20 protein-coding genes are annotated in these 18,350 nt (G+C 50.0%); 5 read left to right on the plus strand and 15 right to left on the minus strand.

Annotated features, from left to right (window positions below; all coding sequences use genetic code 11):
- Positions 1 to 71: 71 nt before the first annotated feature.
- A complete protein-coding gene (yneA, locus tag LIZ87_RS18340) occupies positions 72 to 365 on the minus strand; it encodes a cell division suppressor protein YneA (RefSeq protein ID WP_442912255.1) in 294 nt (97 codons plus the stop codon).
- Between the two features lie 182 nt (positions 366 to 547).
- Between yneA and lexA the strand changes: the two genes are divergently transcribed.
- Positions 548 to 1,159 carry a transcriptional repressor LexA gene (gene lexA, locus LIZ87_RS18345; protein ID WP_178315024.1) on the plus strand — a complete coding sequence of 204 codons (612 nt, stop codon included), beginning with the start codon at positions 548 to 550 and terminating at the stop codon, positions 1,157 to 1,159.
- Between the two features lie 278 nt (positions 1,160 to 1,437).
- Here the strand turns inward: lexA and LIZ87_RS18350 are convergent, their stop codons facing one another.
- A complete protein-coding gene (locus LIZ87_RS18350; RefSeq protein ID WP_178315025.1) occupies positions 1,438 to 2,538 on the minus strand; it encodes an ornithine cyclodeaminase family domain in 1,101 nt (366 codons plus the stop codon).
- Positions 2,539 to 2,797: 259 nt separating this feature from the next.
- On the opposite strand from LIZ87_RS18350, the gene LIZ87_RS18355 reads away from it, so the two are divergent.
- The 3 genes from LIZ87_RS18355 to LIZ87_RS18365 are packed head-to-tail and all read left to right on the plus strand — an operon-like array spanning position 2,798 to position 5,311.
- Complete coding sequence (locus LIZ87_RS18355; protein ID WP_227148742.1) at positions 2,798 to 4,087, plus strand: helix-turn-helix domain-containing protein; 1,290 nt, start codon at positions 2,798 to 2,800, stop codon at positions 4,085 to 4,087.
- Positions 4,068 to 4,865 (plus strand): threonine/serine ThrE exporter family protein, encoded by a 798-nt coding sequence (locus LIZ87_RS18360; protein ID WP_178316166.1) that lies wholly within the window; start codon positions 4,068 to 4,070, stop codon positions 4,863 to 4,865. The genes LIZ87_RS18355 and LIZ87_RS18360 overlap by 20 nt, the downstream gene beginning before the upstream one ends.
- Positions 4,862 to 5,311 (plus strand): threonine/serine exporter family protein, encoded by a 450-nt coding sequence (locus LIZ87_RS18365; protein WP_227148743.1) that lies wholly within the window; start codon positions 4,862 to 4,864, stop codon positions 5,309 to 5,311. The genes LIZ87_RS18360 and LIZ87_RS18365 overlap by 4 nt, the downstream gene beginning before the upstream one ends.
- A 20-nt stretch (positions 5,312 to 5,331) precedes the next feature.
- On the opposite strand, the gene rsfS is transcribed toward LIZ87_RS18365, so the two are convergent.
- The 8 genes from rsfS to rplU all read right to left on the minus strand — a co-directional run bounded on the left by rsfS (position 5,332) and on the right by rplU (position 9,941).
- On the minus strand, positions 5,332 to 5,685 hold the full coding sequence (gene rsfS, locus LIZ87_RS18370; RefSeq protein ID WP_178316164.1) for a ribosome silencing factor: 354 nt from the start codon (positions 5,683 to 5,685) through the stop codon (positions 5,332 to 5,334).
- A complete protein-coding gene (gene yqeK / locus LIZ87_RS18375) occupies positions 5,663 to 6,274 on the minus strand; it encodes a bis(5'-nucleosyl)-tetraphosphatase (symmetrical) YqeK (RefSeq protein WP_178316163.1) in 612 nt (203 codons plus the stop codon). The genes rsfS and yqeK overlap by 23 nt, the downstream gene beginning before the upstream one ends.
- A gap of 5 nt (positions 6,275 to 6,279) precedes the next feature.
- Positions 6,280 to 6,906 carry a nicotinate-nucleotide adenylyltransferase gene (nadD, locus tag LIZ87_RS18380; protein WP_178316162.1) on the minus strand — a complete coding sequence of 209 codons (627 nt, stop codon included), beginning with the start codon at positions 6,904 to 6,906 and terminating at the stop codon, positions 6,280 to 6,282.
- Between the two features lie 51 nt (positions 6,907 to 6,957).
- Entirely contained in the window at positions 6,958 to 7,257 is a 300-nt protein-coding gene (gene yhbY / locus LIZ87_RS18385) for a ribosome assembly RNA-binding protein YhbY (protein ID WP_178316161.1), read from the minus strand.
- A gap of 10 nt (positions 7,258 to 7,267) precedes the next feature.
- Complete coding sequence (gene obgE / locus LIZ87_RS18390) at positions 7,268 to 8,557, minus strand: GTPase ObgE (RefSeq protein WP_178316160.1); 1,290 nt, start codon at positions 8,555 to 8,557, stop codon at positions 7,268 to 7,270.
- Between the two features lie 428 nt (positions 8,558 to 8,985).
- Positions 8,986 to 9,276, minus strand: a complete 291-nt coding sequence (gene rpmA / locus LIZ87_RS18395) for a 50S ribosomal protein L27 (protein ID WP_007864521.1) — start codon at positions 9,274 to 9,276, stop codon at positions 8,986 to 8,988.
- Positions 9,277 to 9,279: 3 nt separating this feature from the next.
- Positions 9,280 to 9,621 (minus strand): ribosomal-processing cysteine protease Prp, encoded by a 342-nt coding sequence (locus LIZ87_RS18400; protein WP_178316495.1) that lies wholly within the window; start codon positions 9,619 to 9,621, stop codon positions 9,280 to 9,282.
- Positions 9,622 to 9,632: 11 nt separating this feature from the next.
- Positions 9,633 to 9,941 (minus strand): 50S ribosomal protein L21, encoded by a 309-nt coding sequence (gene rplU, locus LIZ87_RS18405; RefSeq protein ID WP_066548443.1) that lies wholly within the window; start codon positions 9,939 to 9,941, stop codon positions 9,633 to 9,635.
- A 240-nt stretch (positions 9,942 to 10,181) separates the two neighbouring features.
- On the opposite strand from rplU, the gene LIZ87_RS18410 reads away from it, so the two are divergent.
- Positions 10,182 to 11,357 carry an MFS transporter gene (locus LIZ87_RS18410; protein ID WP_227148744.1) on the plus strand — a complete coding sequence of 392 codons (1,176 nt, stop codon included), beginning with the start codon at positions 10,182 to 10,184 and terminating at the stop codon, positions 11,355 to 11,357.
- A gap of 82 nt (positions 11,358 to 11,439) precedes the next feature.
- On the opposite strand, the gene LIZ87_RS18415 is transcribed toward LIZ87_RS18410, so the two are convergent.
- The 5 genes from LIZ87_RS18415 to LIZ87_RS18435 form a co-directional block, all read right to left on the minus strand.
- Complete coding sequence (locus LIZ87_RS18415; protein ID WP_227148745.1) at positions 11,440 to 12,879, minus strand: TrkH family potassium uptake protein; 1,440 nt, start codon at positions 12,877 to 12,879, stop codon at positions 11,440 to 11,442.
- Between the two features lie 80 nt (positions 12,880 to 12,959).
- Positions 12,960 to 14,315 carry a Trk system potassium transporter TrkA gene (gene trkA, locus LIZ87_RS18420; protein WP_227148746.1) on the minus strand — a complete coding sequence of 452 codons (1,356 nt, stop codon included), beginning with the start codon at positions 14,313 to 14,315 and terminating at the stop codon, positions 12,960 to 12,962.
- 36 nt (positions 14,316 to 14,351) lie between these two features.
- Complete coding sequence (locus tag LIZ87_RS18425; RefSeq protein WP_227148747.1) at positions 14,352 to 15,518, minus strand: ribonuclease E/G; 1,167 nt, start codon at positions 15,516 to 15,518, stop codon at positions 14,352 to 14,354.
- Entirely contained in the window at positions 15,511 to 16,293 is a 783-nt protein-coding gene (locus tag LIZ87_RS18430; protein ID WP_227148748.1) for a TIGR03936 family radical SAM-associated protein, read from the minus strand. The genes LIZ87_RS18425 and LIZ87_RS18430 overlap by 8 nt, the downstream gene beginning before the upstream one ends.
- A gap of 74 nt (positions 16,294 to 16,367) precedes the next feature.
- On the minus strand, positions 16,368 to 18,233 hold the full coding sequence (locus LIZ87_RS18435) for a TIGR03960 family B12-binding radical SAM protein (protein ID WP_227148749.1): 1,866 nt from the start codon (positions 18,231 to 18,233) through the stop codon (positions 16,368 to 16,370).
- Positions 18,234 to 18,350: the final 117 nt, after the last annotated feature.

Below are 18,350 nucleotides of genomic sequence, written 5' to 3' on the forward strand. Positions count from 1 at the left end.
AGAAAAGTGGTGCTGGGCGTAATCAACTAGCACCAACTTTGTCTACAGTCTGAGGGCAGGAAAACCTGCCCTTAATCCAACTGGAAATATACCACTGTAAGATACTGGCCTGCATGGATCGTATCCTCCTTCAAGCCGTTCATCTGTTTTAACGTTTTTATATATGCATCCGTACTCATACTGCTGCCCTCTTTGTACCGATCAGCAATCTGCCATAAGCTGTCACCGCTCTGTATCTGTATGCTCTTATAGTAAGGGGTTGCCATGTTTTCCTCCTCCTTTGCCATGGAGGTGAACATGGTGTGTCCGGTTAATACAATTATAAGGAGTATTAAGGTAAAACTAATCACTTTCAGCTTTCTCATCGTCGACTTTCTCATATGTAACCCTCCTGTTTTGCTACAGAACATCTGTTCTTTTCGATATCTATACTATATCATCAGAACATACGTTTTGTCAAGCATTCCTGTCAAAAAAACCGAACAAAGGTTTGCATTTTTGCCGAACATATGTTACTATAGAATCAGTAAGATGCAGGAGGTAGATTATGGCTCAGGATAAAATGACTGCAAAGCAGCAGGAGATATTAGAGTATATTAAAGAAACCATATTAAAGAAGGGATATCCGCCGGCTGTACGTGAGATTTGTGAGGCGGTCCACTTAAAGTCCACCTCTTCCGTTCATTCCCACCTTTCCGCCCTGGAGGAGAAGGGATATATCCGCCGGGACCCCACAAAGCCCAGGACCATCGAGATTCTGGATGACTCTTTTAACTTTCGCAGAGAGATGGTAAATATCCCGGTTTTGGGAACAGTTGCTGCCGGCGAACCCCTTCTGGCTGAGGAGCATATTGAAGATTATTTTCCATTCCCAGCAGAGGCCCTGCCCAATGCAGAGACCTTTATGCTTCATGTAAAGGGTGAAAGTATGATAAACGCAGGCATCCTGCCTGGTGACCAGATCATTGTGGAGCAAAGGCAGACAGCGAACAACGGTGAGATCGTAGTGGCACTGATCGATGATTCCGCCACCGTAAAGCGTTTTTACAAGGAAAACGGTCATTACCGCCTTCAGCCGGAAAATGATGCCATGGAGCCCATCATCACAGACCATGTGGAGATCCTCGGCAAGGTGATCGGACTGCTCCGCATGATGTAGCTGCACACCCCCGTTTTCCCGGATATTATGATAATCTCCCCTGACATAAAAAGAATCCTGCATCGCAGGATTCTCAGACTGTAGACAAACTATGTTTTCTGGAACGGGAGCTCGAGGGCAAAGCCCTCGAACTGGATCTTTAGTTCCCTATGTAATGTAACGAAAAAGCTTCAGCCCCCTCTTTCTCATAAAAGGAGGCTGAAGCACATATCAGCAGGAGTTCTTTATTCATTTATTCAAAGTTCTGAGTCCTTACTCAGATCATTCTCATTTCACCGCTATTTCATCACTCCCAGACCCTTTGCAACAATCGTGATAAAATCCTGTACATTTGTTACAATGGTAGTCGCGCAGAGGCTTCCTCTGTCCAGAAGCTTATTCACCACGAACTCATCCGCATCGACCGTATACAGGTAAACAGGGCGGATCTGGCCGTCCGGCATTACGCGGAAGGAAGGAGTCATATTGCCCGTGGCAATGGTATGGAGCATGGTAGCCAGGCAGATGACCGTTGTAGACTTGCGCACGAGGTTTCTCATAGCGCCCTGGCCCTCATATGCGTCTCCGATCACCTCAGGAAGAGGCCCGTCATCCCGGATGGAACCTGTGAGCACGATGGGCACATGATTCTTTACACAGCTGTAAATGATGCCGTTGTCTATGTTGTAATCCTCGATAAACTGCGGAATGGAGCCGCTGCGGCGCACCTTGTTGATGACATCCAGATGATTATAATGACCGTTTGGCTGTGATTTCTGGGTGTAAATATCCTGTCCCAGGGCGGTGTGCAGAAGGGCGCCCTCCAGATCATGAGTTGCCAGCGCATTGCCGGCCATCAGGCCGTGGGCATAGCCGTTTTCAACAAGAGACTGCATGGCATAGCGTGCATCCGCGTCAAAGGAGAAGGCAGGTCCCATCACCCATACAATATTTCCGTGCTCCCTCTCATGGCGCAAAAGCTCAAAAAGGTTGTCGTAATCCCTGGCATAGGAGGTCTCCCTGCTTCTTCCCTGGCGGAAAACAAACTGATCCTCCAGTCCGTCTGCTGCCTCTGCAAAGCCGTTGCAGTGCATATAAATGCCCTCTTCACACTTCTCCGTCCTTCCCAGAATGACCTTATCGCCCTTTTTTATGTTCCTGTTCTCCACAACCTCCAGATGACCGTCATCACAGATCACTACGCTGGAGTCCATACGGCTTTCTTCTGCCAGCACCCAGGTTCCATTGATCTTAAAATACTCCGGGTACATGGAGGTGCTGTGGTAATACTCCGGTGCAACGCCGTCCTTCTCTGCAATTTCATATTTGACATCCGGCGCGTTTACGAACTGGGGCTGTGTAAAATCCGGATGATGATATTTGGGTATTGAAAATGACATGGTATGGTTCCTCTCTTTCCTCATGTATTTCGAACAAGCAGGAAACGCGAACTCCACTGCGTTAACGTTTGAGCAGCAAATAGTTCCGCATTCTGGCACTCAGCTGTTTTTATTTTAACGCATTTTCCAAAAAACGGTAGGACAAAATTCTGTAAAAACATGGTATTTTAACGCCTATCCCCTTTTGCCTCTCTTGTATCTGTCTGTAAAAACGATTATAATGAATTACGAAAATAATCCATACAAAGGAGGCTCCCGTATGGCCAAATTTGTACCAACCCAAAGCTCCTACTGCTCCATGCAGGATGAAAATAAAATATGCAGCTTTGATATCGAGGTCCTTACAGGGCCTACAGAACCGCTCCTTCATTCCATGTCGCGCTTCTGGCTGATCAACAGCGGAGAGGGCACCCTGCGTTTAAATAACAGGTCCTATCATATAAAGCCAGGAGCTGTGTTTTCCGTACTTCCCTGGCAGATCAGCGAGATCACAGAGGTAGTCTCGCCCATACAGCTTTTTGTGGTTGCCTACTATTTTGACACGGTTAATGAGATCATCAAAGCATTTTATAATCCAGGCAGCAGGCAGCTGTCCATTATACAGGCTCTCATGAAAAGCCCTGTGCTCTACCTGGAAGGCAGCCAGCTGGAATCTGTGAGGACTATGTTTCTCTCTATAAAAGAAGAGCTGGGAATGGAATCCACCATGGACTCTCCCTCCAGCCAGTCTCCCGGCTGGGAGCTTAGAAACCTCTTTATCACCAACAAATTGATTGAGATCCTCATCTGCTTTATGCGGGCAGAGAAGATGGTCACAGCCGCTCTTAAACAGACCATCGAGCCCTGTGAGATTTTCCACTACCTTTACAGCCATCTGAATGAGAAGATCACGTTGGCTAAGCTGTCTAAGATCTTTTATATGAGCGAGTCCTCCATCAGCGCTTATATCACATCCACAACGGGTCTCTCCTTTTTTGACCTGCTAAATGAGATGAGGATTGGAAAAACCATCAATTTTCTCCTGTATACAGACTTTACGCTGGAGGAGCTGGCGGAGATCCTGGGCTTTGTGGACAGCTCCCATATCAGCAAGGTATTTCTGGCCAGGATGGGGATGAAGGCAAATGAGTTCCGCAATATCTACCAGAATATCGGAGATCTGTGCCGCATTAAGGACAGGCGTGACTTTTATACTATGATCTCTTACATATACAGGCATTACAGCGAGAATCTGTCCCCCAAGCTTCTCTGCGACCGCTTCCGGATATCCCCAACGGAGCTGAACCAGATCCTTCTCTATCAGGTGGAGATGAACTTTTCCGACTACCTGAATTTTATACGTGTTAACCGCGCATCGGAGCTGCTCCTTGAGAGCACAAAGAGCATCATGGAAATTGCCATAGAGGTTGGCTACAATACCGAAAAGACGCTGACACGCAACTTTTTAAAATTCCGCTCTATGACGCCTGGTAAGTTCCGCCAATCCATCAGGCTTCAGACAACAGACTGGCGGGAAAGGAAGGATCCCTATGCCAAAGAGACCACTTAACTTGGAGGAACAGCAGGAGGTATTGGATGCCGCCATGGAGGCTGGACATATCCTGCTGGAAAACGGGGCGGAGATCTTCCGTGTAGAGGAGACCATGGAGCGCATCTGCCGCCATTATGGGATCGGCTCCGGGAATTTCTTCGTTCTCAGCAACGGGATATTTACAACCTCCGGCAATGCAGGCGAGCCTATTTACGCCAAGGTCCAGCATATTCCGGTAAGGGGCTCCCATTTAAACCGTGTTGCCGCTGTGAACCAGCTGTCAAGAGAGATTGAGAAGGGACTTTATTCCATTGGCGAGGTGCGTGCAAGGCTGGAGCAGATCCGCACCATGCCGGGCAAGACAAAGACCATGCAGATCCTGGCCTCAGGTGTTGGCAGTGCCAGCTTCTGCTATCTGTTTGGCGGAAGCCTGGGCGACAGCGCCGCAGCGCTTATTGCAGGTATTCTGCTGTATATCTATGTCATTTTTATCAGCAGCCCCTATCTCTCCAAGATCGTGGGAAATATCTGCGGAGGTGCCCTGGTGACCTGCCTGTGCTCTGTCATGTACCTGATAGGTGCAGGAGCACATTTGAATTTTATGATCATCGGCTCCATCATGCCTCTGATACCCGGCGTGGCCTTTATCAATGGGATCAGGGACATGGCAGACGGTGACTATCTTTCCGGCTCCGTCCGGCTGTTGGATGCACTCCTGGTGTTTTTCTGCATTTCCATGGGAGTTGCCCTTATGCTAATGGTATTTCATCAGATGACAGGAGGAATGCTGTTATGAGATTTCTGATAGAGATTGCGGCCGCTGTCACGGGAACCGTGTCATTTTCCCTACTGTTCGGCGTTCCAACCCAATATTATCCCTACTGCGGCTTTATCGGAGGTGTTGGCTGGTTTGTCTATTCCCTGCTGGCTCTTAAGGGATGCTCTGCGCCTGTGGCCTCCCTCTTTGCGACAGTCATGGTAATCCTCCTGTCACGCTCCTTTGCAGTGCGGGAGCAGTGCCCGGTGACGATCTTTCTCATATCAGGGATATTTCCCCTTGTGCCGGGAGCCGGGCTTTACTGGACCACCTATTATATTGTGATGAACAAGCTGGATCTGGCACTGCAGACAGGCTTTACCTCTCTTAAGATCGCTGTTGCCATCGTCATGGGCATTGTGTTTGTGTTTGAGCTTCCCCAGCGCATCTTCCGGGTGTTTTCCCCAAAGCATCCAAACCGATAGCAGGATCAAAACGTTTAATGCTACTGCAGTTCATTAATATCCACAAAGGTCTTGCCATCTCTCCAGATGCGCTCCAGATCATAGAACAATCTGTCCTCCCGGCAGAAGATGTGGACGATCACATCCTTGTAATCCATAAGGATCCAGTTTGCATTCTGGTAGCCTTCGATCTGCTTGCACTCGCAGCCTGCTTTCCCCAGCATCTCCGCTACATTGTCAGCCATAGCCTGAACCTGGTTGGGATTGCTTCCGTCTGCAATGATAAAATAGTCTGCAAGAACGGACACAGACTGGATATCGATGATCTTAATGTCCTCGCCCTTTTTATCGCTTAAGGCATTGTAGGCGATCTTAACCATTTCCTTTGAGTTCATTCGGTTCTCCTTCCAATTTTCGAAAATATTCATATGCGTCTGCGGTCATAGGGTCAATGTTGCCGCCCTTTTTCTTCAGATAGTCCAATGTTCCTGCCAGAATGGCATACATGGTCTTATCCAGATCCTCGTAGGCCAGCCTCCGGATCACAGGAAGATTCTCTGCCTTATAGCGCCTGGGCTCGATATAGTCTGCAATGTAGAGGATCTTATCCAGCACGCTCATTTCCGGTTTTCCAGTGGTGTGGCACCGGATAGCCGACAGGACTTCTGCATCGTCAATGCCGTATTTGTGCTCAGCCAGCCATGCACCATATTTTGCATGGAGCACGGGCAATGCCTTATATTCTGCGTCTGTCACCTCAATGCCGTGTTTTAAGCATTTTTTCAGTATGATCTCATCTGAATACCGCTTGCCGCAGTCGTGCATCAGGCCTGCAAGCTCTGCACGGTCCAGATCATAGCCATAGCGCATGGCAAGGTTCATACAGGTAAAGGATACGCTTATGGAGTGTTCATAGCGCATGGGAGCCAGCTTTGATTGGAGCTTCCTGCGCAGTATCATAATCTGACTGCATTGATTATCCATCTGATCTACTCTCCTTTTTTCGTGCCCTTCTGGTAAAGCTTATGGGCCTTAATATATTCAGCTACAGGCTCCGGAACATAGCTTTCCACTGCCTTGCCCAAAGCCACAGCCTTCCGTATTTCTTCTGAGGAAATTTCTATCTCATGAAACCGGATAGGATAAATACGCGCCCCATATTTCTGCTCCAGATAGAGGATCTGATCCTCCAGGCTCCTGTGCTCCTGCCTATATGGCCTTCCCGCCACCAAAAGCACAGTCTGTTCCATCACTTTCTCAGGATGGAACCAGAATTCTATCTGATACAGGGAATCCGCACCAATGATAAAATAGAATTCATGCTTGGGGTATTCCTCTTTTAACAGAGTCAGTGTCTGGGCAGTATAGGTATTCCCCTCCCGCTCCAGCTCGAAATCAGAATAACGGAAACCGGGAATCCCATGGATCCCCAGTTTCACCATGGCCCTGCGGTCTTCTCCTGCTGTCACTATACGGTTTCTCTTATGGGGCGGCTGTCCGGAGGGCATGAACCAGATCTCATCCAGTTCAAACTGCTCATAGGCCTGCTGTCCCAGCTTTAAATGGGCATTGTGGATCGGATCAAAGGTTCCGCCCAGGATCCCTATCTTTGCCATGAAACATCCTCTTTTCCATTTTGTTTACATAAATATTTTATGTAAACTCGTCTACTTAACAGGCAGCTGTATTTTCCTCTTGCTCTCATCCTTTGCCGGACGGTACAGGACAATCTTCCTTCCGATCACCTGGACTACCTCAGAATGTGTGCGCTCTGCCAGCACCTCTGCAATGGAGCGCCCGTCATCCAGACAATTTTTGAGCACAGTGATCTTTACCAGCTCTCTGGCCTCCAAAGCCTCGGAGACAGCCTGAGTGACCTCAGGCGTCAAACTGGACTTTCCAATCTGGAACACCGAATCTATATTCATAGCCAGCCCCTTCAGGTAGGCTCTCTGCTTACTTGTCATAGTCTTACTCCTATTTATAATAATCAAATTCCAGTCCATACATGCGGACGGTATCACCCTCTGAAATACCGGCCTTTTCCAGATCGTCTAAAATTCCCGTATTCTTTAGGAACTTCTGGAAGAAATCAAAGCCCTTCTCAGAATCTAAATTGGTATAGCCCAGCATCTTCTCGATCCTTGGGCCTTCCACAACATAGGCTCCGTCTTCCGCTCTGGAAACGGTATATGGAAGATTCTTGTCTCCCTGGTATTCGATCTCGAATTCCTTCCGGAATACCACAGGAGCACTGTCTACTGTCTTTAACAGGTCATTGACATGCCACAAAAGTTCCTTTACACCCTGACGGCTGACAGCAGATATCGGGAACACCTTGATGCCCTTTGGCTCAAATTCCGCCTTTAAACGGGCTACAATGCTGTCAGAATCCTCCTCTGAGTAAAGGGCGTCCATTTTGTTGGCTGCGATCACCTGCGGGCGTTTTAAAAGCTCCGGATTGTAGGCCTCAAGCTCCCTGTTGATGGTAAGGATATCTTCCAGCGGATCACGGCCTTCTACAGAAGCACCGTCCACCACATGGACCAGCACCTTTGTGCGCTCAATATGCTTTAAGAAGGCATGGCCTAAGCCCACTCCTTCAGAGGCTCCTTCGATCAGGCCTGGGATATCTGCCATCACAAAGCCTGCTCCGTCTCCCAGATCCACAACGCCCAGATGGGGATTCAGGGTAGTGAAATGATAATTTGCGATCTCCGGCCGGGCATTGCTGACAACAGAGAGCAGGGTGGATTTTCCAACATTTGGGAAACCAACAAGTCCCACATCTGCGATCACCTTAAGCTCTAACTGCACCCACAGCTCCTGGCCCGGCTGGCCTGGCTGGGCATATTTGGGAACCTGCATGGTGGAGGTGGCGTAGTGCATGTTGCCTAAGCCGCCCTTTCCGCCCTTTAGGATCACCTCTCTGCGGTTATCCCCTGACATATCAGCAATGACCTTGCCGGACTCAAAATCCTTGATCACGGTCCCTTCAGGAACCTTTACGATCAGATCCTCGGCATCTGCACCGTGACAGCGGCGTTTTCCGCCCTCCTGCCCGTCCTTTGCCACATATTTGCGGACATGGCGGAAATCTACCAGGGTATTTTTTCCTGTATCTACCTGGAAAATGACATCGCCTCCCCGGCCTCCGTCTCCTCCGTCAGGGCCGCCGTTGGGAACATAGAGTTCCCTGCGAAAGGATACATGTCCGTCTCCGCCTTTGCCGGACTTTATAAATACTTTTGCGCTATCGGCAAACATATACGAACCTCCTGTGGTAATTTCCTATAGTAACCTGCATGCGTCCAGCGGGCAGACGCGCCACTGCACCACGAAAGTCTGGTGGACGCATGGGGCATACCTGAATACATGCCGCCTATTCGGCGGCGGGACTTTCTTAGTAAACCTGCATGCGTCCAGCGGGCAGACGCGCCACCGCACCACGAAAGTCTGGTGGACGCGCCACCACACCATGAAAACCTGGCAGGCGCATTGGGCATACCTGAATTTAGTGCCGCCTTGCGGCGGCGAAGTTTTCATAGTAACAAAAAGGGCCGCTTTAGCGACATAGTTTCACTCCGCCGCAGTGCGATCCTGCCCGGAGGGCTTTTTATTACTTAGGAAGCTCCAAAGGAATTTCCTATGTAATAAAAAGAGCCCCATACCGCTAAGTATGGAGCCCCTGGGAATTACTCGTTGATTGCCCTTGGGTATACAGAAACCTGCTTTCTGTCTCTGCCCTTTCTTTCAAACTTAACAACTCCGTCTACTAAAGCAAATAAGGTATCATCGCCACCTTTGCCTACGTTGTTGCCGGGATGGATGTGGGTGCCGCGCTGTCTGTACAGGATGTTTCCTGCCAGTACGAACTGTCCGTCTGCCCTCTTAGCGCCCAACCTCTTAGCCTCGGAATCTCTTCCGTTCTTGGTGGAACCAACACCTTTCTTATGAGCGAATAACTGAAGGTTCATCTTTAACATGTCTTACACCTCCTTAAACCGGATGATAATATATGATTTCCCATAATCCTTCTCTATATTCTGGAGACCCAGCACAAGAGAATTCATAAGGAGTTTTGATTCAGGACTTATATCTGAGGTAAAACGGAAACGGAACTGGATATCCTCTTCTCCGGCCTGTCCCTCAAATTCATCTTCCGTAAATGTCTCCACTGAATTGAAAAAGTTGATCGCCAGGGCCGATACGCCTGCACAGATGATGTCCTCACCCTCCTCGGCATACCCTGCATGTCCTTCTATCACGATCCCAACATAGGAGTCATTGCCCGAATCTCTGGAATCTTTTAATACGGTTGCTTGAATCATATCCTTTACAATTAAGCGTTGATCTTTTCGATCTTCACCTGGGTATAGAGCTGTCTGTGGCCGTTCTTCTTGTGATAGCCAGTCTTTCTCTTATACTTGTAAACGATAACCTTCTTAGCCTTACCTTCCTTCTCAACTGTTGCTGTAACAGTTGCTCCGGCTACGGTTGGGCATCCGATCTGCAGTTCGCCGTTGTTCACAGCCAGTACCTGGTCGAATGTTACGGTCTCGCCTGCGCCTGCGCCCAGTCTTTCTACCTTAATGACATCGCCTTCTGCTACCTTGTACTGCTTTCCGCCTGTTGCAATAATCGCGTACATGAAAGGCACCTCCTATAATCATTACTCGCCAGCTGCGGTGTCCTGCTCTGAAAAGAGGCAGAATCTTAGAACCTCGCTGTGCGGCATACTGTTATATATTAACATTTTCACTTTAAGATGTCAACTATATTTTTTCGGTTTTTTGCTGTTTTTTTCAGGGCTTACCGCTTGTTTTTCACCCCCCGTTCGGGTATAATTATTGACCGTGATACATATTTCAATACATAAAGAGGTGTTCTAATGGACCAAATTTTATCCAGACAAAAAATGTGGCAGATCATCCGCTGCTGCTACGGCTATGCGGTCAGCGGAATGGCGGTGCTGGCAGTGGGAGCCGTTCTGCCGTCCCTGATCGAGGAGGCAAACTTAAGCTATTCCATGGCAGGAGGCATGATCTCCCTTATGGCCATCGGTAATCTGGCCGCCAGCTTTGTATTTCCCGCTGTGATTCTGAAAATCGGAAGAAGGCTGGCTATCACGATCTTCGCTGCCCTTGTTCCCATAAGCTATCTCATTCTTCTTATGCTGCCTCCCGTGTGGCTGATATACTGCCTCATGTTCCTTATGGGCATTGCCAGGGGCTCAATTACCTTTTTAAATAATCTGGTAGTGGATGAGGTCAGCGGTCATTCCACAAAAATGCTGAACTATCTTCACTGCAGCTTTGCCATAGGCGCCTTCCTGTCACCCTTTTTCACAGCCTTTGCAATTTCCATGGGTTATGGCTGGCGGACGGTTGCTGTTCTCCTTGTAGTGCTGTGCTGTACTTCTACGGTCTTCTATGCCACTGGTAATTATGATACGGGATCTGAAACAAAGGAGGACACGCCAAAAAAGACCGAAAGAACATCAAAAGGACCAGGACTGGATTTTTATCTGATCTGCCTTGTGCTCTTCTTCTACATTGGCCTTGAAAACTGTGTCAATGGATGGTTCGTGACCTATCTGCAGAGCATGGGCATTATGAGCGCTTCCTTTGCCACCACCATGGTCTCCATCACCTGGCTGGTCATCATGGCAGGACGCCTTCTCTGCGCATGGCTGGCACGCCGGTATTCCAAAACCGCTATTATCCTGGCATGCACCCTGGGAACAGGCGCCAGCTTCCTGCTCCTGATCTGCTCCAACACCATTGTCCCGGTGGCCATTGCGCTGATCGGCACAGGCTTTTTCATGTCAGGCATCTATCCCACCTCCGTGGCCCATGCAGGCCCCCTCTTTCAGGGCTCTGCCATCGGGATGTCCGTGCTCACAGCCGTTGCCTCCATCGGCGGTATCCTGACGCCCCAGATCGTGGGCAGCGCAGCTGACCGGGTCGGTATGTCGGCTGCCATCAGTATTTTACTTGTAAATGGCGTTATGATGTGCCTGCTGTCCTTCATCAACTTTAGGAGGGCCCATAAGCAGGCTGCATAAAGCTCCTAGGTCCATACACGTGCAAAGAAAGAAAAAGCCCAGCCGGAAGACGCATCTCTCCGGCCGGGCTTCTTTGTTTCATTTAATGCCGCTTCCATGTTCCCGGAGACAGCAGTACCAGAACAGGGAACAGCTCCAGCCTTCCGGCCAGCATGTCAAAGATCAGCACGGATTTTGACAGGTAGGACATCATAGAGAAATTCGATGCAGGGCCTACCACAGACATGCCGGGGCCAATGTTGTTGAGATTAGCTGTCACAGCGGAAAAGGAAGTCATGAAATCATAGTTGTCAAGGCTCACGATCAGCAGGGAGCCTGCAAAGATCAGGAAATATACAATGATATACGCATTCAATGTGCGCAGCGTATTGTGATCCAGCACCTTTCCCTCGTACTTTAATACCTTCACGCTCCTGGGATGGATCACAGCCTCCATCTCCTTTTTTACCTCCTTAAAGGCGATCATGATACGTGATACCTTCATGCCGCCTCCTGTACTGCCTGCACAGGCTCCCACGAACATGATGAGCAGGATGATGCATTTGGAAAACTCCGGCCATTTGTCATAGTCAACCGTGGAATAGCCCGTTGTGGTGATAATGGAGGATACCTGGAAAAATACGTGGTGCGCTGCCTCAAAGAGGGATGGGAACAGATGGCGGACATTGATGGTGATGAGGATCACCGCTGCCGCTATAATGGCAATATATCCCCTGAACTCCTCGCATCTGAGGGCATCCTTTGGCCGCTTTATGAGCAGCAGGAAGTATACGTTGAAATTAATGCCGAACAGCATCATAAATAGGGCGATCACGCCCTGCTGGTACATGGTGTAGCCCGCCTGTCCAAAGTTGCGGCAGGCAAAGCCTCCTGTTCCTGCTGCTCCGAAGGTCATGCAGATGCTGTCAAATACAGGCATCCTGCCTGCCAGCAGAAGAAGGAACATGACCACTGTCATAAAGAAGTAGATGGAATACAAAAGCTTTGCAGTGATGCCGATCTTGGGAGCCAGCTTGCCCACAGAGTATCCGGGGCTCTCTGCACGCATGATGTGCATGTTGTAATCTCCCGCCATGGGAAGGATCGCCAGGATGAAGACAAGGATGCCCATACCGCCGATCCAGTGGGAAAAGCTGCGCCACATGAGAGAGGCCTTGGAAAGCTTTTCTACCTCCGGCAGGATGCTGGAGCCGGTGGTGGTAAAGCCGGATACGATCTCAAACATGGCATCGATAAAATGGGGGATCTCTCCGCTCATCATAAAGGGCAGGCAGCCAAAAAAGCTGAGCACCAGCCATCCCAGAGACACGATGACAAAGCCTTCCTTTGCAAAGAATATTTTGGACTTTGGCTTGCTCCTTGTGCAGGCAAAGCCCAATACGGCGCAGATCGCAGCCACTGACAGGTAGCAGACCCAGATCTGTTCCCCATAGACCACTGCCGTTGCCACAGGCAGCAGCAGGAGCAGGGCCTCGATATTCATGATCCAGCCCAGCATATAGATGATAATACTTTGATTCATAACAAGCCCGCCTTTATTGTAAAAGTCCGCCGTCTTCAGGCGGCATGCCAAATGCGCCCGCCAGACGGGCGCATGAAGGTTTACCTCAGAATATCCTTCAAGTCATTTAGCCCTGTATGGGTGGTTACAATGATAACCGTATCTCCCGCTTCAATGGTATCCTTACCACGGGGAGTGATGATCTTGCCGTTACGGTTGATGCAGGCCACCAGAAGGTTATTTTTCAGCTGAAGCTTTTCCAGCGGGATCCCCAGCAATGGGGCGTCCTTGCTCACTCTGAACTCCAATGCCTCCGCCTTATCGGCCACGATCTTATAGAGCGTCTCCACATTGCTTCCCATGGAATTCTGCATAGCGCGCACATACTGGAGGATCAGATCGGCTGTGAGCATTTTCGGATAGATGACGCTTCCTAAATTCAGTGAGTCGATCACGCTTCCAAAGGAGATCTTGTTGACCTTTGTGATCAGCTTTGCATTGGACTGGCTTGACACATAGAGGGAAAGCATGATATTCTCCTCGTCAAAGCCTGTAAGGGATGCAAAGGCCTCTGTGCGCGTAACGCCCTCCTCTAAGAGCAGCTGCTGGTCGGAGCCGTCCCCATGGATGATCATGGCCTTTGGAAGCAGCTCGCTTAACTCCCTGCACCGCTCCTCATCCCTTTCTATGATCTTGATCTTGATCTTCGTGTCAGCCAGGGACTGGGCCAGATAATAGGTCAGCTTACCGCCGCCCACAAACATGGCTGTCTTCACGGAATTGTTCTCGATCCCGGCGCGCTTGAAAAACTCAGCAGAGGCAGCATGGGGAGCGATAAAGGAGATCTTGTCTCCTGTCTTCATGATGAAATTACCGGCAGGGATCACCACATCCTCCCCCCGCTCCACGGCACAGATGAGGACATTGGCCTTTAGCTTGTTTACCACATCCATCACCTTCATATTGTCCAGCACGGAATACTCCGGTATGCGGAATTTCAGAAGGTCGATCCTGCCCTTTGCAAAGGGCTCGATCTTGATGGCAGAGGGAAACCGCAATAACCTGGCGATCTCCCTTGCTGCTGCAAGCTCCGGGTTGATCGCCAGGGACAGGTTCATTTCCTCGCGTATGTAGTTGATCTCCGCAGAATATTCCGGGTTGCGGATACGGGCAATGGTATGGCAGTTTCCGGCTTTCTTGGCGATCAGGCAGCAGAGCATGTTCAGCTCGTCGGAGTTGGTGGTGGCGATGAGAAGGTCTGCCTCCTCGATCCCTGCCTCCATCTGGACCTGATATACTGCCCCGTTTCCAGGCACGCACATAACGTCGATGCTGTCAGAAATCGACTGAAGCACATCACTGTCAGAGTCGATCAGTGTGATATCGTGTTTTTCCCTGTTAAGCTGCTCGGCCAGGGTGGCGCCTACCTTTCCGCATCCTACAATAATAATCTTCATGATTCTTCCCCTTTAGTTTCTTATATGCTTTTCTATTCATGAAAGAACCTGCTCGTACAGCGGCTTCCTGACCTTTTTCCGGGTGATCTCCACCAGGTTCAGTCCTGTCATATCCACTACCGTTGTCTTCACGGGATCCTTTGACACTACTTCTGTCAGATAATGCATGAGGCTCTGCTTGTCCTCCGCTGCCTCCATATCGATGAAATCCACCATGATGATCCCCGAAAGGTTGCGCAGGCGCAGCTGCCTTCCGATCTCCTCCGCCGCCTCCAGATTGGTCCTTAAGATGGTTTCCGCCATCTTTTTTTTGCCGGAATATTTGCCGGTATTGACGTCAATGACCACCATAGCCTCCGTAGGCTCGATCACAAGGTATCCGCCGGACTTCAGCCATACCTTTTTGCCCATGGCCTTTTCCAAGGCTGTGTGAAGGCTGTACAGCTTTTTTAAGGGCAGCAGGGAGTCCTCATAAAAAACCAGTTTTTCCGCATCCTCCCTTTGATGCTTTTCCATATAGTCCTTAAGCTCCCGGTAAAATACCGGTTCATCCGTCACGATCTCCTTCAGGCTTCCTGAAATGGAATCCCGTATGCCTGCAATATAGGAGGGCTCGGACTGGTACAGGCAGCTGTAGCAGGTACGGCAGGACCAGCCCGCCCTTATGGATTCATAAAGGCCCTTTAGCTGCTCAAACTCCTGAAGCACCATCTCAGGAGGCAGCCCCCCCGCATTGGTGCGGACAATGATGCCGGATATTCCTCCCAAAGCTTCCCTCATCTGCGCCTTCCAGGCAGCATCCTTCAGCTTTGAAGAAAAGCCGATCCCCGGCTTTCCGGAGGTAAACACGCAGTAGCGCCCCGTAAGTGTGATATTTGCAGTCAGCACAGGGGCCTTTGTCTTCACTGCATCGCGGCTGACCTGAACTGCGATCTCATCTCCTGCCTTGAGCTTTCCGGAATGGCCTGACACAAAATGATGCTCCTTATTCTCTGTCAGGCTGTAGTACCCGGAGACTCCCGGCGCAATGTCCACAAAAGCGGCATTGATACCGGGAACCACCTTTTGTACCTTGCCGATATAAATATTCTGGAGGATGGAGGGGCCGCTGTCCGGCTCCAGAGTGAGCTGCACCACTTTTCCCTCCGATACGGTGGCTGTACAGATCTTATCCTCCAGCCGTGTAATGATCAGCTTATCCATGGTCGATTTCCTGTCCCAGTTCCTCTAAGGCTACAAATTTATGGTCCCCCTGCTCCTTCTCAGCGCTCATGTCAGCGTAAACCTCTTCTCTCTGCACCATATAGGCAAAGAGCGGCCGCTCTTCACCAATGGAGGCATAATAGGCATCCAGTACCATATCCGGCTTTACATTGGAGGAGCTGCCTGTGGATATCCGCATGAACAGGGCAGGACATCCTTCCTCCTCTGTGACCACGGCCCTTCCTGTCTCCTCCTCTGTCTTCAGGCAGCAGGGCTTCATGTCGTAGATCAGAGGCTTTAAGTCCACCTGGGCCTCCCCCTTTTTCGTCTTCTTTGTCACAAGGATCCGGGGCTGCTCAAAAAAGCGGATGATATTGGAAAACCACTGCTCCGCCCCCATCTCAGGCTCATAGCCGGGGCGGAAGGCCACCGTATAATCCGCCGCTGCCACAATGGACATGGCATTGCCCGCCGAATCCGGCAGAAGACGCCAGCTGGCTACCTCAAAGCCCTCTGTCATGGTCTCATTTAAACGCTCCACCATCTCTGCGGAGCTTCCGGTACTCAAAACCTCAATGTCCACATACTCGCTGTTGCTGGTGATCCCCACTCCCAGAGGCGCCGCAAAGGACATGATCTGGTGGGGGCTGAAGCCCTCGCTGTAGCGGATATCCACCTCACTGCGGCGGATGGCCTTCTGGAAATAACGCATCACATCCAGATGGCCGATAAATTTCATATTTTCATATTTTCTGAATTTAATCCGAATCTTCATTGTTTCCTGTATTCCTTTCAAAGGCCTGGTTTTCCCAGGGCCAGCGCAGCAAATGCGAAGAGCTGCCCATCAGGTCAAATCCGTCCTTCAAAGCAGACGCCTCCGCCGAAGGCCATAGCGCCGCAGCCGGAGCATTTCTGACGGCAGTTCGGCGTTACCTTTTCCTGGATGGCATTCTTCCATTCCCTCTTTAAAAATTCCTTTGATACTCCCGCATCAATGAAATCCCAGGGGAACAGCTCGTCCAGGCTGCGCTCTCTTGTGGTGTAGAAGCTGATATCCACGCCGCAGGTCTCAAAGGCCTTCATCCATATATCATTCTTGAAATATTCCGACCAGGAATCATAGATCGCCCCGTTCCTGTAGGCCTCCTCCAGGACAGCTCCCACCCGCCTGTCGCCGCGGGCGAAGACACCCTCCAACACCGTAAGCTCTGCCTCATGCCAGTTATAGCGCAGGCTCTTAAAATTCTTCATCTCCCTGAACTTGCTGCGCACAATGCCCGCGCGCTGGATAAACTCGTCCTGGGTGCACATCCTCGCCCACTGGAAGGGAGTAAAGGGCTTTGGCACAAAGAAGGAGGAGCTGGCGACCACCTGTACCTTGCCATGTCTCTGGTCCTTGGGGATTTCATAGTATTCCTCTGCGATCTTTTCAGACAGAAGGGCAATGCCCTCCATATCCTCCACCGTCTCTGTGGGCTGTCCCAGCATGAAATACAGCTTGACCCTGTTCCAGCCAGCCTCAAAGGCTTCTCTGGCGCCCTTTAAGATGACCTCCTCGGTCAGTCCCTTGTTGATCACGTCACGGAGCCTCTGTGACCCTGCCTCCGGTGCAAAGGTAATGCTGCTCTTTTTGATATCCTGGATCTTGCTCATGACATCCAGAGAAAAGGCGTCAATACGCAGGGAGGGCAGGGAAATGTTCACGCCCTTTCCCTTAAATTCATCGATCAGGAAGTTTACAAGGCCCTCCAGATAGGTATAATCGCTGGAGCTTAGGGAGCTTAAGGAGATCTCCTCATGGCCTGTGCTCTTTAACATCTGATAAGCATAATTCTTTAAATATTCCAGGCTGTGCTCTCTTAAGGGCCTGTAAATGTTCCCGGCCTGGCAGAAACGGCAGCCGCGGATGCAGCCCCGCTGGATCTCCAGCACGACTCTGTCCTGGGTAGCCTTGATATAAGGCACCAGAGGCCGCTCAATATATCCCACATCATCCATGTTGGTGACGACCTGCTTTTTGATGGAGGCCTTTGCGTGAGGATTGTTCGGCGTAAAGCTTTTTAGGGTGCCATCCTCGTTATAGGCCACATCGTAGAAGGCGGGGACATAGATGCCGGGAAGCTCTGCAGCCATCTCCAAAAACTGCTTCCTTGTTCCTCCCGCAGCCTTATTCTCCTTATAGCGGTCCATGAGTTCAAAATATACCGTCTCTCCCTCACCAATATAAAACATGTCAAAAAAGTCAGCCAGGGGCTCCGGATTGTAGGCGCAGGGGCCGCCTCCGATGACAATGGGATCCTTCTCTGTCCTGTCACAGGCGTGAAGGGGGATCTGTGATAAGTCCAGCACCTGGAGCACGTTGGTATAGCACATCTCATATTGGAGGGTAATGCCCAGAAAATCAAAATTCTTCACCGGCTCCTGGGACTCCATGGTGAACAGCGGGATCTTCTTCTCCCTCATAATGGGATCAAGATCCATCCAGGGGCTGTAGACGCGCTCACAGCACATATCCTCCCGCCTGTTGAACATGGAATACAGGATCTGGATCCCCAGATGGGACATTCCTATTTCATAAACATCGGGAAAGCAGAAGGCGAATTTTACTGCCATTTTCGACAGATCCTTCTTTATCATGTTCACCTCCCCGCCGATATAGCGGGCGGGCTGCTGGATGGAAAGCAGTATTTCGTCACTTAATGCTAATTTTCTCATTCTATTATCCACTCTCATTTTTATGGCAGAGGTTTTTTTCCATCTGTCCATATTATTCATACATTTGCACTATTATAGGCTATTTTACCAAAAAACGCAATCAATTTCCAGAGCCAT

It is taken from the genome of Lacrimispora sp. 210928-DFI.3.58 (genome assembly GCF_020554865.1).
Classification (GTDB): domain Bacteria; phylum Bacillota; class Clostridia; order Lachnospirales; family Lachnospiraceae; genus Enterocloster.

Excerpts from the sequence above, each read along its gene's own strand:
- yneA (WP_442912255.1), bottom strand. The coding sequence starts at position 365 with ATGAGAAAGCTGAAAGTGATTAGTTTTACCTTAATACTCCTTATAATT.
- lexA (WP_178315024.1), top strand. The coding sequence starts at position 548 with ATGGCTCAGGATAAAATGACTGCAAAGCAGCAGGAGATATTAGAGTAT.
- LIZ87_RS18350 (WP_178315025.1), bottom strand. The coding sequence starts at position 2,538 with ATGTCATTTTCAATACCCAAATATCATCATCCGGATTTTACACAGCCC.
- LIZ87_RS18355 (WP_227148742.1), top strand. The coding sequence starts at position 2,798 with ATGGCCAAATTTGTACCAACCCAAAGCTCCTACTGCTCCATGCAGGAT.
- LIZ87_RS18360 (WP_178316166.1), top strand. The coding sequence starts at position 4,068 with ATGCCAAAGAGACCACTTAACTTGGAGGAACAGCAGGAGGTATTGGAT.
- LIZ87_RS18365 (WP_227148743.1), top strand. The coding sequence starts at position 4,862 with ATGAGATTTCTGATAGAGATTGCGGCCGCTGTCACGGGAACCGTGTCA.
- rsfS (WP_178316164.1), bottom strand. The coding sequence starts at position 5,685 with ATGAACTCAAAGGAAATGGTTAAGATCGCCTACAATGCCTTAAGCGAT.
- yqeK (WP_178316163.1), bottom strand. The coding sequence starts at position 6,274 with ATGGATAATCAATGCAGTCAGATTATGATACTGCGCAGGAAGCTCCAA.
- nadD (WP_178316162.1), bottom strand. The coding sequence starts at position 6,906 with ATGGCAAAGATAGGGATCCTGGGCGGAACCTTTGATCCGATCCACAAT.
- yhbY (WP_178316161.1), bottom strand. The coding sequence starts at position 7,257 with ATGACAAGTAAGCAGAGAGCCTACCTGAAGGGGCTGGCTATGAATATA.
- obgE (WP_178316160.1), bottom strand. The coding sequence starts at position 8,557 with ATGTTTGCCGATAGCGCAAAAGTATTTATAAAGTCCGGCAAAGGCGGA.
- rpmA (WP_007864521.1), bottom strand. The coding sequence starts at position 9,276 with ATGTTAAAGATGAACCTTCAGTTATTCGCTCATAAGAAAGGTGTTGGT.
- LIZ87_RS18400 (WP_178316495.1), bottom strand. The coding sequence starts at position 9,621 with ATGATTCAAGCAACCGTATTAAAAGATTCCAGAGATTCGGGCAATGAC.
- rplU (WP_066548443.1), bottom strand. The coding sequence starts at position 9,941 with ATGTACGCGATTATTGCAACAGGCGGAAAGCAGTACAAGGTAGCAGAA.
- LIZ87_RS18410 (WP_227148744.1), top strand. The coding sequence starts at position 10,182 with ATGGACCAAATTTTATCCAGACAAAAAATGTGGCAGATCATCCGCTGC.
- LIZ87_RS18415 (WP_227148745.1), bottom strand. The coding sequence starts at position 12,879 with ATGAATCAAAGTATTATCATCTATATGCTGGGCTGGATCATGAATATC.
- trkA (WP_227148746.1), bottom strand. The coding sequence starts at position 14,315 with ATGAAGATTATTATTGTAGGATGCGGAAAGGTAGGCGCCACCCTGGCC.
- LIZ87_RS18425 (WP_227148747.1), bottom strand. The coding sequence starts at position 15,518 with ATGGATAAGCTGATCATTACACGGCTGGAGGATAAGATCTGTACAGCC.
- LIZ87_RS18430 (WP_227148748.1), bottom strand. The coding sequence starts at position 16,293 with ATGAAGATTCGGATTAAATTCAGAAAATATGAAAATATGAAATTTATC.
- LIZ87_RS18435 (WP_227148749.1), bottom strand. The coding sequence starts at position 18,233 with ATGAGAAAATTAGCATTAAGTGACGAAATACTGCTTTCCATCCAGCAG.